Origin of the sequence: Hungatella effluvii (assembly GCF_003201875.1) — a bacterium.
In the GTDB taxonomy this organism is placed as follows: domain Bacteria; phylum Bacillota; class Clostridia; order Lachnospirales; family Lachnospiraceae; genus Hungatella; species Hungatella effluvii.
Window position 1 is genome coordinate 494,345 of record NZ_QJKD01000001.1, and the last position, 13,538, is coordinate 507,882.

15 protein-coding genes and 1 pseudogene are annotated in these 13,538 nt (G+C 48.6%); 5 read left to right on the plus strand and 11 right to left on the minus strand.

Features of this window, described 5'->3' with window-relative positions:
* Positions 1–48: 48 nt before the first annotated feature.
* Genes DFR60_RS02010 through DFR60_RS02020 form a run of 3 tightly spaced genes read left to right on the plus strand, consistent with a single transcriptional unit; the run spans position 49 to position 1,976 of the window.
* Positions 49–822 carry a nitroreductase family protein gene (locus DFR60_RS02010; protein ID WP_110321383.1) on the plus strand — a complete coding sequence of 258 codons (774 nt, stop codon included), beginning with the start codon at positions 49–51 and terminating at the stop codon, positions 820–822.
* An 11-nt stretch (positions 823–833) separates the two neighbouring features.
* A complete protein-coding gene (locus DFR60_RS02015; RefSeq protein WP_110321384.1) occupies positions 834–1,184 on the plus strand; it encodes an ArsR/SmtB family transcription factor in 351 nt (116 codons plus the stop codon).
* Between the two features lie 24 nt (positions 1,185–1,208).
* A complete protein-coding gene (locus tag DFR60_RS02020; RefSeq protein ID WP_110321385.1) occupies positions 1,209–1,976 on the plus strand; it encodes an EFR1 family ferrodoxin in 768 nt (255 codons plus the stop codon).
* Between the two features lie 78 nt (positions 1,977–2,054).
* Here DFR60_RS02020 and DFR60_RS31200 read toward each other — a convergent pair.
* The 4 genes and pseudogenes from DFR60_RS31200 to DFR60_RS02035 all read right to left on the minus strand — a co-directional run.
* A pseudogene (locus DFR60_RS31200) lies at positions 2,055–2,108 on the minus strand (DUF6783 domain-containing protein); the annotation flags it as partial.
* 87 nt (positions 2,109–2,195) lie between these two features.
* Positions 2,196–2,525 (minus strand): TIGR04076 family protein, encoded by a 330-nt coding sequence (locus DFR60_RS02025; RefSeq protein ID WP_110321386.1) that lies wholly within the window; start codon positions 2,523–2,525, stop codon positions 2,196–2,198.
* Positions 2,522–3,352 (minus strand): class I SAM-dependent methyltransferase, encoded by an 831-nt coding sequence (locus DFR60_RS02030; protein WP_243004958.1) that lies wholly within the window; start codon positions 3,350–3,352, stop codon positions 2,522–2,524. Before DFR60_RS02030 ends, DFR60_RS02025 begins: the two co-directional genes overlap by 4 nt.
* A gap of 423 nt (positions 3,353–3,775) precedes the next feature.
* Entirely contained in the window at positions 3,776–5,020 is a 1,245-nt protein-coding gene (locus DFR60_RS02035) for a cation:proton antiporter (protein WP_110321387.1), read from the minus strand.
* Between the two features lie 143 nt (positions 5,021–5,163).
* Here DFR60_RS02035 and DFR60_RS02040 point away from each other — a divergent pair, with 143 nt between their 5' ends.
* On the plus strand, positions 5,164–6,066 hold the full coding sequence (locus DFR60_RS02040) for a LysR family transcriptional regulator (protein WP_025530148.1): 903 nt from the start codon (positions 5,164–5,166) through the stop codon (positions 6,064–6,066).
* Positions 6,067–6,304: 238 nt separating this feature from the next.
* On the opposite strand, the gene DFR60_RS02045 is transcribed toward DFR60_RS02040, so the two are convergent.
* The 4 genes from DFR60_RS02045 to DFR60_RS02060 are packed head-to-tail and all read right to left on the minus strand — an operon-like array spanning position 6,305 to position 9,731.
* Positions 6,305–6,778, minus strand: a complete 474-nt coding sequence (locus tag DFR60_RS02045; RefSeq protein WP_110321388.1) for a GNAT family N-acetyltransferase — start codon at positions 6,776–6,778, stop codon at positions 6,305–6,307.
* A 53-nt stretch (positions 6,779–6,831) separates the two neighbouring features.
* Positions 6,832–7,770: a DMT family transporter gene (locus tag DFR60_RS02050; protein WP_110321389.1), complete on the minus strand. Its 939-nt coding sequence runs from the start codon at positions 7,768–7,770 to the stop codon at positions 6,832–6,834.
* A gap of 1 nt (position 7,771) precedes the next feature.
* The gene (locus DFR60_RS02055) at positions 7,772–8,419 is read right to left on the minus strand and encodes a cytidylate kinase-like family protein (RefSeq protein ID WP_110321390.1); all 648 of its coding nucleotides are present in this window, start codon (positions 8,417–8,419) and stop codon (positions 7,772–7,774) included.
* 13 nt (positions 8,420–8,432) lie between these two features.
* On the minus strand, positions 8,433–9,731 hold the full coding sequence (locus tag DFR60_RS02060) for a galactokinase (RefSeq protein ID WP_110321391.1): 1,299 nt from the start codon (positions 9,729–9,731) through the stop codon (positions 8,433–8,435).
* Between the two features lie 505 nt (positions 9,732–10,236).
* Between DFR60_RS02060 and mnmL the strand changes: the two genes are divergently transcribed.
* Entirely contained in the window at positions 10,237–11,220 is a 984-nt protein-coding gene (gene mnmL / locus DFR60_RS02065; protein WP_110321392.1) for a tRNA modification radical SAM protein MnmL/YtqA, read from the plus strand.
* Positions 11,221–11,265: 45 nt separating this feature from the next.
* On the opposite strand, the gene DFR60_RS02070 is transcribed toward mnmL, so the two are convergent.
* Genes DFR60_RS02070 through DFR60_RS02080 form a run of 3 tightly spaced genes read right to left on the minus strand, consistent with a single transcriptional unit; the run spans position 11,266 to position 13,501 of the window.
* On the minus strand, positions 11,266–11,781 hold the full coding sequence (locus DFR60_RS02070; RefSeq protein ID WP_110321393.1) for a GNAT family N-acetyltransferase: 516 nt from the start codon (positions 11,779–11,781) through the stop codon (positions 11,266–11,268).
* A gap of 54 nt (positions 11,782–11,835) precedes the next feature.
* The gene (locus DFR60_RS02075; protein ID WP_110321394.1) at positions 11,836–13,065 is read right to left on the minus strand and encodes a CapA family protein; all 1,230 of its coding nucleotides are present in this window, start codon (positions 13,063–13,065) and stop codon (positions 11,836–11,838) included.
* Positions 13,066–13,075: 10 nt separating this feature from the next.
* Positions 13,076–13,501, minus strand: coding sequence for a flavodoxin family protein (locus DFR60_RS02080; RefSeq protein WP_110321395.1), 426 nt, complete (start codon positions 13,499–13,501; stop codon positions 13,076–13,078).
* Positions 13,502–13,538: the final 37 nt, after the last annotated feature.

The window sequence follows — 13,538 nt, forward strand, 5'->3', positions numbered from 1 at the left end:
CCTGTTCGTTATAATGGTTCATGAACTTTAACGAAAGGAGTCTGAAATATGGAAGAGCATCAGGTATCGATTGATTCAGCAAAATGTGTTGGCTGCGGTGTATGCGCGAAAGTATGCGCTGCACATAACATTACCATCAATCATAAAAAAGCAAAAACATTATCAAATCACTGCCTCATGTGCGGACAATGCAGCGCGGTCTGTCCAAAGGAAGCCATTTCCATCACCAATTATCCTGTGGAACAGATCGAGAAAAAGGAAGAGAGCCGTCTGAATCCGGACGATGTGTTAAATGTTATCCGTTTCCGCCGAACCATCCGGCAATTTAAGCAGAAAGAAATTCCCAGTGAAGTAATCAGCCAGATTCTGGAAGCGGGCAGACTTACGCATACAGCGAAAAATATGCAGGATGTATCCTTTATCGTGCTGGATCGCGAAAAAAATCGTATCGAGCAAATGGCGGTCAGCCTCTTTCAGAAGTTAAAGCCATGGGCAGATTTGTTCAGTCCCATGGCAAGAAATAATAAGATTGATGACAACTTCTTCTTTTTCAACGCGCCTGTTGTCATTGTCATTTTGGCAAAAGATAAAACAAACGGTATTCTCGCAGCACAGAATATGGAATTTGTCGCGGAGGCTAACGGTCTCGGCGTACTGTTCAGCGGATTTTTCACAATGGCGGTTAATGCTTCCTGCAAAATAAAAAGGGCGCTGAATATACCAAAAGGAAAACGAGCCGCCATGACCCTGGTAATGGGTTACCCGGCCGTTAAATTTCTCCGTTCTGCACCGCGTGAAAAATTAGACGTCAGTTATCGATAAGGAGGCCGGTAATGGCAAAAGAATGTGATGAGAACCTGTTAGAAATCGTTCACGGCTTTCAGAAATGCAGAAACGCATTTACCGCCATTGGCGATGAAACAAGACAGCTGATCCTGCTGGTGCTGTTGGAAAGCGATCTGTCCGGAATCCGAGTGGGTGAAATTGCAGAGAAAGCACACCTTACAAGACCCTCCGTTTCCCATCATCTGCAAATATTAAAGGAATCCGGGATTGTTGCAATGCGGAAAGAGGGGACGAAGAACTACTACTATTTAAGTGTAGACGGAACGCAATGGAAAGAGATTGCTGATTTGATCAACCTCATTTATGCGAGCATACGTCATATCAGTTCGCAGCCATAAAAAACAAGGCGAAAGGTGATTACTATGATCTTATATTTTTCAGGGACAGGAAACAGCGAATACGCTGCAAAGAGAATTGGCAGAGAGCTCCGGGACGAGGTTCTCAATTTGTTTGAAAGAATCCGGAACCACGATTATTCAGAAATACACTCAGACAGCCCGTGGGTGGTCGTCGTCCCAACTTATGCATGGCGGATTCCGCGCATCGTACAGGAATGGCTGGAAAACGCGGCGCTGACCGGGAACAGGGACATTTATTTTGTGATGACCTGCGGCGGCAGTATCGGGAATGCAGGCAGATACTTAGAAAAGCTTTGTGCTGCGCGGAAGTTTCACTATCTGGGTTGCGCCCAGATCAAGATGCCGGAAAACTACATTGCGATGTTTTCCACACCGACACGGGAGGAGGCACTGGACATCATCCAGCGGTCTGAAGCTGTAATTGACAAAGCCGCCCTTTCGATTAAGAGAGGCGAGCCCTTTCCACAGCCTGCCTTGACCGCTCAGGATAAGATAAACAGCGGTATTATAAATGATATTTTTTATCCGGCGTTTGTTCATGCAAAGAAGTTTTCCGCTGCCGACACATGCATATCCTGCGGAAAATGCGTCAAAGTCTGTCCGCTGAACAACATCCGGCTCGAAGCAGGAAAACCGGTATGGGGAAAGAACTGTACGCACTGCATGGCCTGCATCTGCCGCTGTCCGGCCGAGGCCATAGAATATGGGAAACACAGTAAGGGAATGCCGCGGTACGTTTGTCCAAAAAATAGTACAGCATTGCGTAAATAACGGTGAAGTCAGTGCCTGATATCTGTGCAATGCTGTACTAGAGTGTGTTTGAAAATTGCTTTCTGACAGCTGTGCGTCACACTTTGTGGGAGATTTGGCCCCGATGAAGGAGGCGTAGTGGGCTACGCTGACTGAATTGGGGCTAAATATACCGCGAAGTGGGGCGTGCAGATGGCAGGAATGAATTTTCAAACACGCTCTAGGCAGGCGGCACTCCTCTTACTCTATTGTTTCATCATTCTCACCAAAGGTCTCCACACGAAACACTACGGGGCGTATTCCATCCGTGCAGCAGACGATGGTCTGTCCGTCTTTCCGGTTCCACGGCTTATACGTCCCGCCTGCTGCTACGCTTGTGACACTGTGGTAAATGTCAATCCACGCCCAGGGACAGAATCCCTCGGGCATCTGCGCGCCTCCCTCAAAGACAAAGCTGTCTCCCACGTTCAGCAGGGCACAGGGTCCTGCTTCCCTGCCTTCCGTTAAGTATGCATCGGCAAAATCCGGATAAAATTCTTTTCGAAGAACCGTTATTTTTACTCTTTTCATCTTACACCTCTGTCTGCTGTAATCATAAATTCTCCGGGTACATCAGGATTGTCCCAGGCCGGATGTTCATCAAATCTTTTCAGGATAAACTTGTTGTTTATGACGGCGTTGACAATCTCGCTGACAGTATATTTCCTGTAGCTGCACCGCGGCATCTGCTGTCTGACACTGTCTTCGTAAAAACGCGCGTGAGCCATCTCTCCCTCAAAAACGGCAGTTGAGAAGTAGCTCATGGATGGCTGTTCCAGATTCAGGATATCCGCAATCTTGGTAAATGGGTGGAAATCGCTGCATATCATCGTTCCGCCCGGCTTCAGCAGCTCGTACATAACCCGCATAAATGCGTCGATATCATGGAAATAATGCAGCACACCGCCCTCCATAAAAACCACGTCAAAGCAGCCTCCGTATTTATCCATATCGATCTCCAGCACATCGCATACCTCATACTCCAGATGTACTTCTGCGGCTTCTGCCAGCTCCATCGCATACCGCCTGTTATCCTGTGAGATATCGAATACGGTCACTTCCGCTCCCAGCACGGCCAGGGGAACCGCCTTCTTTCCGCAGGAACCGCAGATATTGGCAATCTTTCTGCCTTCATACGTTTCAAAATACGCAGAATACTTTTTCAGCATGGCGGCCGGATTCTCCCTGATTTTATCTGCCTTCTTAGAAGGAGGCCCCTCTTCCTTAAGCCAAAACTCGTAAGCGTTATATTCCCATGCGCGTTTGTTTCCGGAGCTGTAATCCATCATAAATCCGCCCTCCCTATTCTGATTTTCCTTCATCTGCGGTCCCATTTCTTCTATAATAATCAATATCATATCAGATAACCGTCCATTTTACTACATCCCGATCATATCAAACGCGTGAACTTACTCATGTGTTATACACGAGCTTCCTCTGCGCTTTAGTCAGCTTCTTTTGGTTCTTACTAAAATAATGCGGCATGCTGGAGCAGCAGCCTTCTGAATCCATATACAATCCGTCCGATTTATAGTCCAGGCCAATGACCTGCTCCGGCCAGTACGGCAATATTTCCATTTGATCACAATTGGAATCACGAGAATGCACCGGCAAAATTTTCAAACAACATCACCAGATCGTCTGAGTCAATCATTCGGAAATGGAAAAGGAAAAGCCAGATGAATCCTGCATGATCTCTATCAGATCCTTGCGTATTTTTTGCCCCGAAATACAGGAGGCAGCCCGCCTGGATCGCCTCCTGTATCAACACTTTCTATTCTTTATTTCACTGCGTGGGCCGGCTGATAATCTTCCACAGACTGGATCACTTCCCGCTTGATCGTTCCCGACAGGAAGAACGACATCTTCGCACACGCCGGGCCGATCAGCTCATAGAGCACGGAGGAGGACAGGATGATGGTCAGGAGCAGACTTCCGATCTCTGCCGGGAGCATTCTCTGTCCAAGGAACGCAAGACCGATGGCAACGCCGGCCTGTGGAATCAGCGCCAGGCCGATATAGCGTTTCATGGTTACAGGCATTCCTGTCATGGAGCATCCGATGTAAGCACCCGCGTATTTTCCAACGATACGGATAAAAAAATAGCTGACTCCTATGATTCCTGCCGTCCGGAGCGCCGTCACATTTAAGTTCATACCGGAAATGATAAAAAACATGGACATGACCGGCGGTGTAAAATGGTTCACCTGCTTAAACAGCTTCTTATCATTGGTCACATTCATATATGTCGCACCGAATACCATGCAGGACAGAAGGGGCGAAAGCTGGAAGAATGCGCAGATACCCGAGATCCCCAGCAGCATCGCCACCGCCAGAATCAGGCGGTTATCCTTGCTTCTGGCCGGAGTCAGCAGCTTTGACAGCACAACTCCGCATAAAAATCCGAGAATCAGTGCCATGAGATTCCAGAAGATGGGAACCATCACATCCGTAAATGAGATATGGCCGCTGGTTCTTGCATTGACCACCGCCACAACGGCACTGAAGGTCAGAAGGCATACCACATCGTCCAGAGCCACCACCTGCAGAAGGACATTGACAAAATCGCCTCTCGCATGGTACTGATGGATGGTCATCATCGTACTGGCCGGAGCGGTAGCCGTGGCAATGGCCCCCAGAATCAGCGCGAAGTTCCATGACATTCCGAATATCATTCTCATGCTGATCGTCACGAGAACACCGGCCGCCAGCGCCTCGAAGATCGTGATGATAATCACCCTGATCCCTGCTTCCTTAATTACTGCCTTCTTAAAAAATTTCCCAACGCCAAACGCAATAAACGCCAGCGCGATATCACTCATAAATCCCATATGACCCAGAATATCCGACGGCACCATCTTTAAGCAGCATGGGCCGATCAAAACTCCGGCTATGATATAGCCGCTGACGTTCGGCAGCTTCAGCCGTTTCGTAATCCTTGTGACAATAAATCCTGCGAACAGTATGATAGACAGCGAACAGAGCACTGCTGTAGATTCATCCATTTGACTGTATAAAAGTTCCATAAAAACATCCCCTTTTTCCCCATTTTTGTTGATACTATATGATTTTTCTCCTTTCTATGGTACAATTATAGCAGTCATATGTATAATAGCAAATTATGGTATCTATTGTATCTATAAATTTTTATGATAGGGGTGTGATGTTCATGATGGATTCCAAACTGGAAACCCTGATTAAGGTCAATGAGACACGCAGTTTTACGAAGGCGGCCGAGCTGCTTTCTCTCACGCAGCCGGCAGTCAGCCAGCATATCCGGCAGTTGGAACAGGATCTGGGCGCAACGCTCTTCATTCGGGGCGAAGGCCCCCTGAAACTGACGCAGGAAGGGGAAATCGCGATAAAGTATGCCAAAAGGATTCAGACGCTCTACCAGAATCTGGAGCAGAGTCTGGGCGATCAGAAGCGTCACATCACCAGGCTGTCCGTCGGAATCACCCACACCTCGGAGAGCAATATCATGGTGGAGGTCCTGGCACGTTACAGCAGCCTGAACGCAGGCTGCCGCATAACTATTATTTCTGACACCATAAATAATCTTTATAATAAGTTAAAAACTTACGAGCTGGACCTGGCAATTGTCGAGGGAAAGATCGTGGATAACAACTTTAATTCCGTCATGCTGGACACGGATTCCCTGATCCTGGCAGTATCCAACCACAATCCCCTCTCTAAGAAAAGCATTGTGACGCTGGAAGAGCTGAAAAAACAGCGCCTGATTCTCCGCCTGCCGGATTCTGCCACCAGAAACTTATTTATCTCCCACCTGGAGAGCAATAACGTCTCTATCGATGAGTTAAATGTGACTCTGGAGGTGGATAACGTGGCCACGATCAAGGATTTGGTGCGAAGAGACTTCGGAGTGTCGATTCTGGCGAAGAGCGCATTTGCCTCGGAACTGCGGAAGGGAAAGATGACCGGACTGCCAATCGAGAATCTGAGCATGACGCGGGAGATCAATATGGTTTACCATAAGGATTTCGAGCATACGGATCTATTGCAGGAAATTACTAAGATTTACTATGAGTACTCCAGAAGTAAGTATACTTGAGATTGTTTTTTCGGGAAAAGGGATTAAGAGGCACACTGCCACAGAGGAGAGGCGGGAAAGAAAGGGACAGTGCTTTTACTCTCGGTTTTTCTCCCCCTCCCAGTCTCCAAACGAAGGGACTTGTACATCATAGGACTAGATATCGGGAAACTCCTGTCCCGCCTTTTTATTAATACGCCAGTAAGTATCCGCTGCGTAGTATGAACTGGTGGACTGAACCATTTCGTGTCAAAGTAAACTAACTCCTTGTTATCTCTTTCATCATTATATAACAAGTTGTTCCTTTTTTGTAGAAATCAGGCAGAATTCCCACACATTGATACCCCAATCCCTCATAAAGCTTTTTCGCTTTTGGATTAAAATCGTCCACGGTAAGAAAACATTTTGTTGATATATGATCAGAAGCATTCTCTTCAAAATACTTCATCATCTGCTTTCCAATGCCCAGGTTACGGTATTCCTCTTTCACAGCGATAATATGCAAATATGGATAACTGCCAAAAACGCCATTAGGCATATAATAAATAAAACCCAGAATTTTCTCATTCTCATCGATTGCAACAGATACCCCTGTTTTCAATATTCCATTCGTAAGCATTACTTCCGCTTTTTCACGATTGGTGAAGTAGGTTCTTCCCATGTCAGAATTTTGCAGTATTTCTATGCATTCTTCGATATGTTTCACTTTTGCATTGATTATTTTTATATTCAATTCCTGTATCCTCCACAAAGGGAACTTTAATATGGCCCGTTACTCCCGTGCAATTATGATTGGGAGGAGGCGGGTTTGTTTACAATATAGATTCCGATGCAGACCAGGAACAGGGCTCCTGTGGCAGTCAGCCCGAAGGCCTGTTGTCCTTCGCCCAGGAACAGGGCTGAGAGGATTACTCCGAAGACCGGGTTCATGAATCCGAAGACGGCGACTTTGGAGACAGGATTCAGTTTCAGCAGGATTCCCCAGAGGGAATACGCTACCGCCGAGACGGCTGCCAGGTAGAAAAGCATGGAAATGGAAGGCGCTGTCCACACACTCACGCTTCCGCCGGTGAGATATCCACAGAGAATCATGATAATTCCACCGAGCAGGAACTGCCAGCCGCTGAGCATAACCGGATTGTCCTCCCGGGAATAGCTTTTTATCAGGACGGAGGAGACCGCATAGGCGATGGTCGAAAGCAGGATGAAGCCTTCTCCGGTCAGGGACAGGCTCATGTCCAGTCCGCCCTGGTTGATGTTGATTAAAACAACACCGGCAAAGCCGGCGATGCAGCCGATGATCTTGTGTTTGTCCAGCTTTTCCTGGCGGAAAATAAGGCTGGCTATGAGAATAGCTACAAATACGTTGGAGGCCTCAATAATAGAGGCCTTCACCCCTGTCGTGTGGGCGAGGCCAACGTAGAAAAAGAGATACTGGATGACGGTCTGGAACAGGGACAGCTTTGCGATCCGGATCCAGGAGGTCTTCCGAGGGATTAGAGGACGGCGGTTCATCAGGCTGCCAATGAGAATCGTCAGCAGACCTGCAAGGGTAAAACGGCAGCCGGCAAATAAAAGCTGGCTGGAGATGTCATTGCCGTCAATCAGAAATAGTTGATATCCTATCTTTATACATGGAAAAGCGCTGCCCCACAGCGCGCAGCAAACCATCGCTGTGAGGCAGACGCCCATCGTAGTCGTTAGAAACGCACTTTTCCGGTTCATCTTACAGTTCAATTCCTTTTAACTTGATGTAATCTTTAATGAGCTTCGCGGTCTGCTCCAAATCGAATTTGCTGGTATTGATAATCAGATCGTAATTGGTCCAGTCCTCCCAGCGGCCGCCTGTATAGTAACGGTAATATTCCTTGCGCTCTCTGTTAATCTTCTTCACACGTCTTGCAGCCTCTTTTTCGTCCACTTTATCCACTTCCATGGTACGCTTGATCAGGGCCGGGACATCGGCATAAACGAAGATTTTTACGAGGCCTGGCACGTCCACGTCCTCGCGGCTTAAGATGTAATCAGCACAGCGTCCGGCGATGATACAGGACTCCTGGTATGCCAGTTCCCGGATAACCTCGGACTGGAAACGGAACAGATTCTCGGGTTTCACGATATCGCCGTCTGTAGACGGCTTCCCCAGCTGCGGCTTCATCCCGCTTACAATCTTATAAAGCAGGTTATTGCCCGCCTTTTCATCGGCCAAACGGAAAAATACCTCTCCGACTGCACTCTGCTCCGATGTCATGGTCAGTATTTCCTCATCGTAAAAATGTATTCCCAGCTCTTCCGCCAGCGCTTTGCCTACGATCCGGCCGCCGCTGCCGTACTGCCGGCCAATGGTAATGACCAGATTCTGTTTTTCCTTCATGATACCTTCCCCCTTATTGTTCTTCCATAACCGTATCAAAACAGATGGCTCCGTATGGGCGGATGCTCATGCGGTAAGCATTGCCTTCTCCGAGGGCCTTCTCGATGTATGCCACGTACTCTTCCACCAGATCGTTTGGCAGCATAGCCATGATAACCCCTGCGAATCCGCCCCCGTGAACACGGCACGCGCCGCGCTGTTTCCCGGCGATGAATAACTCCGTAAGCGCCAGTGCGACAGTGATCCCCTGCTCCTGATAGGCGCTGTTGGTAAAGCAGTTCTGAAGCCATTTCCAGGAGGAATTGCCGGAAGCCGTGATATTGTTTAAGAAATCGGAAAAACGGCCTTCCTTTAACGCCTTTACTTCCGCCTCCACACGCTTGTTTTCCTCAAAGAAATGAAGGGCGCGCAGCACAGAACGGTCTCCCGCATACTCTCTCACTTCCGCAAGGTTTCCAATTACCTCATCTTCAGTAATCTCAGCACAGACCTCTTTTCCAAAGAATTCGGCCACTTTCTTCATCTCGATCGGCACAGAGGAATAATCCGCGCTTAAATCCGCATGGCCCTTTCCGGTATTGACGATAATCAGGCTGTGATTCTGGGAGCTGAAATCAAAATCGATCTTCTCCACAACAGGAGAAGCCGGCTCCAGAAAATCGATGGTGATGAGACCGCCGACCGCGCAGGCCATCTGATCCAGCAGTCCGGATGCCTTGTCCCAGTATACGTTTTCGGAATACTTTCCAATGTGGGCGTAGGCTACGGTATCCATACGGCCTTCATTAAAGAATGTATTTAAAATAGAACATAAAAGCATCTCGAAGGACGCAGAGGAGCTGACGCCGGCCGCGCTGATGACATTACTCGTAATATAGGCATTAAAACCGCCGACCTCATAGCCGGATTCCTTAAAGCCCTGAAGAAGTCCCTTCACCAGGTCAATCGTTCCGGCTTTTTTATCGCTGGGGGATAAATCATTCAGATCAATGATAAAGCTCTGATTAAATGTTTCGCTGATAATATGTACCTTGCTGCTGTTGTTCTTCGCAGCCACGCCGACACAGTCTAAGTTAATGCTTCCTGCAAGGACTTTTCCATGGTTATGATCCGTATGATTGCCGCTGATTTCCGTACGTCCCGGAGAGCTGAACAGGGTCACGTCTTCTTCCGCAAATTTTTTCTGAAAACTTTTCACAAGATTCTGATACCGTTCTATATTGGCATCCACCGCCGCTTCGCCGTACAGTGCGGTCATAAGCTTCCTGGATTTTTCAGATTCGAGCATTTGGATTGTATCGCATACTTTCATGTCACATGATCTCCTTTTTTTCCATACATTTTCAAAATATCAGAATACCTCCGACACCTGCGCCGCGGGAATCTGCTCTTTGACAAAAGTATATCATAACTTACGAGTCTTCTACAATATAATATTTATCGAAATCCTATAATTTCATTTGACGCTGTTCCATTTCACAGTCTCACCGACTCACCGCTCCGGTCTGTCCCGGCTGGCTCATGCGGCCTTTCCTGTGACTTTGCAGGGTATTAGCGGTTCTTAACGCGCAGAATTTTTCGTTCAGGGGAAATGCCCACCTGTCTGAGCGTCAGCGAGTTTGGGCATTTCCCCTGGCTTTTAGAAAAATCCTGCACGTTTAGAACCGCTTATGCCCGAAACTGGAACAGGAAAGGCCGCATGAGCCAGCCGGGACAGACCGGAGCGGTGAGTCGGTGAGACTGTGAAATGGAACTTGACACCCGCCCTGCCGCTTCCTTATAATGAGGAAGAACTCAAAAGGCAAGGAGGACTTTTCATGTACTGGAACGAAAAACCGTACCATTCCCTGGATTATGAGATGAAACGTATCTATGGTCATAAAATATATAAACTGGCATTAGACGGCGGCATGACCTGTCCGAACCGCGACGGCACCCTGGGTACGGACGGCTGTATCTTCTGCAGCGGCGGCGGTTCCGGAGAATTTGCCGAATCTCTGTCCGCCCACGTATCCGTCACGGAACAGATCGAAGCGGCTAAGGCCCGGGTAGAAAAAAAGATGGAAAAAGCCCGGCCCGGAGCTTCACCGGAATATCCCAAAGGCCGTTACATTGCCTATTTCCAGTCCTATACAAACACATACGCGCCGACTTCACGCTTAAGGGCGCTGTTTACTGAGGCCATCACTCATCCGGACATCGCTGTCCTGTCCATTGCCACACGCCCCGACTGCCTTCCGCCCGAAGTAATCGCGCTTCTGTTAGAGTTAAACCGCATGAAACCGGTCTGGGTGGAACTGGGCCTGCAGACGATTCACGAGGAAACAGCGCGCTTCATTCGCCGCGGCTACCCGCTATCTGTCTTCGAAGACGCTTATCAAAGACTCCATGACGCCGGTCTGACCGTGATCGCCCACGTAATTCTCGGCCTTCCCGGGGAGACGCCCGCCATGATACAGGATACGGTCAGCTATCTCGGCCGCTTGGGGGAACACGGCATTGACGGTATCAAGCTGCAGCTTCTGCATGTGCTGGAAGGAACCGACCTTGCTGTCTTATACCGCGCAGGTGGTTTTCAGACCTTTTCGCTGGAGGAGTACCTCGATCTCGTAATCGACTGTATCGCTCTTCTTCCGCCGGAGACGGTGATCCACCGGATCAGCGGCGACGGTCCCAAAAAACTTCTCGTAGCCCCCGTGTGGAGCGGAAACAAACGGCTTGTGCTGAACTCCATGGCAAAGCGCTTCAAAGAACGCGGCGTGTGTCAGGGGGACCGGTATTTGAAGGGGCAGACGGATTGAGCAATTTCCCCGCTCCATTCATAAACAGAAAAAATGGCGGTCTCTTTATACCAGAGCCGCCATTCTCTCAAACCCATACTCATGCAGGACAAGGTCATCATCAATCACCTCGTCATACACTCCCTCTGCCTTTTTGAAACCATTCTTCACATAGAGATTAATCGCCGGTTCATTGATATCCACAACAAACAGCCTTAAGTATTCAGCCCCCAGTTCTCCCGCCCGGGCAACCGCCATGTTAAGTGCAATACTGCCGATTCCCCTTCTCAGGTAATCGACGTTCACTCCAAACCGGTCAATGTACAGGGCCTTCCCCTGCTCATCGCTCCAACTCACACAGTCAGCGCCAGAGGCTGAGCTGCACAGAGCAAATGCAGAAACAATTCTCTCTTCTTCCGTGAGAACGTAAAGGCGATTCCTTTCAATATCTTCGGCGAAAAACTCACAAGGATATATTTCGTCCCAGATTGGGACTCCATTTTCATTCATATTTCGGATGATTTCTTTATATACTGCTTTAAGCTGCGGTAAATCAGCCATTTCAGCCAACCGTAAATTCATGTCACTTCCCTCAGCGCCTGTCGTATTCTTTTACGCTGTCTTTCCTTCAATTTTCTAATTACCAGCCGTCCCATCCCGCACGACGCCATTTTCATCAATGGACACACCGAATGAAATCCCCTGCATGTACTGATAAAACTCAGCCTTTTTTCCCGGATCGGTCAGTTCCTTTGTAAATCCGGCCCCGGAAGTGCCTGGAACCAGGGATAAATTCACCTGATTCTGTTCCAGATCCACATCAGCGCGCAAAAGTGCGGTCTTCGGAATGCTGCTTCCAAAGATAAAATTGCCGAGACTGTATACAATCGGCTTTCCCTGATAGTATTCAATCCCCTGCAGTACATGAGGATGGCTTCCAATGACGAGATCGGCTCCCGCATCGATCAGCTGTCTGCCAAGGGTCCGCTGGTATTCCTGCGGCTTTTCGTCCCGTTCGATTCCCCAGTGCATGTACACCACCAGATAATCACAGTATTCCCCGGCCGCTTCGATCTCTTTTAAGAGTATGGTTGGATCGTATCCGCTCACCATTCCCGGCTTTTTGCTGTTAGCCACCCAGGAAGTATCGGGATACACCCTTGAGGCTGCCAGGAAACCGATGGTTCTGCCGCGCACCTCGATGGTCTCCAGCTGCTTCGCACGGTCCATGTTGGCACCGGCGCCTACATAGGGGATTCCCGCATTCTCCAAAGTCGTACACGTATCCACCAGTGCATCTGTTCCATAATCCAGTGTGTGATTATTGGCAATCGTCACGATATCGATCCCCAGTTCATGCATCATGGAGACCCGCTCCGGCGGTACACGAAATGTAAACTGTTTATCCGGAGCCGGCGTTCCTCTGTCGCTGAACGGGAACTCCTGATTCGCCATATAGATGTCCGCCCTGCCGATTTCGTCCCGATATGCCTCATCCAGCACTCCATGTATGCCCCCTGCATTATCATATGCGGTTAATACATGACTGGAAAAATATACATCCCCACTAAAAAGCAGATGAACGACAGGATCTTCCGGTTCTGTCTCCGCCACTGCGGCCGTACTTGCCGCTTCCGTTTCCGATACTTCCAGCTTTAACACTTCCTCCGAAGCCGCCTCCGGAGCCGAAGCTGCCGTCTGCTTCCCTTCCTGCGCCGCGGGAGCCGCCGCTGTCTCCCGACCGGAGGCAAGAGTCTCCCTTATGCCGCCTCTCTGTCCATCCACCGCAATCCATACGAGGAGTGCCGCAAGGAGAAATACCGGAAGGATTATCAGCAGCTTCATTAATAAATTCGTCCGTTTCATCCCTTCCTCCTTAATACATTATCGAATGATTCATGATAGAAGCCTGATTCATAACTTTTTCTGCAAATATTTCCGTTTCTTCCTTATTTTTCCCATCGTAAATCCGTTTTCCATTACAAAAGTACGTTTCTTTCATAACCGTTAAGTCATGATACTTCAAAAATACTTTATAAATTTCTGATGCACCTTCCAGAATTCCTGCCGTGGTAAAGACAGCTACACACTTTACCTGCTGTGGGGACAGGCTCTTTATATACTCTTTCAGTGTCCTGGGAATCTTTCCCCAATAGACCGCACCTCCCAAAAATAAGATATCCGTTACTCCTTCCAGCGGAACTTCGATGGATTCCGCCTGGCAGCCCGCCACCGGGGCAATGGCTTCCGCGATTACTTTCGTATTTCCTGTTCTGGAATAATAACGCACTGCTGTCTTCATGCTTCCCGCTCCAATCTCTTGATAGTCTTTACTAATA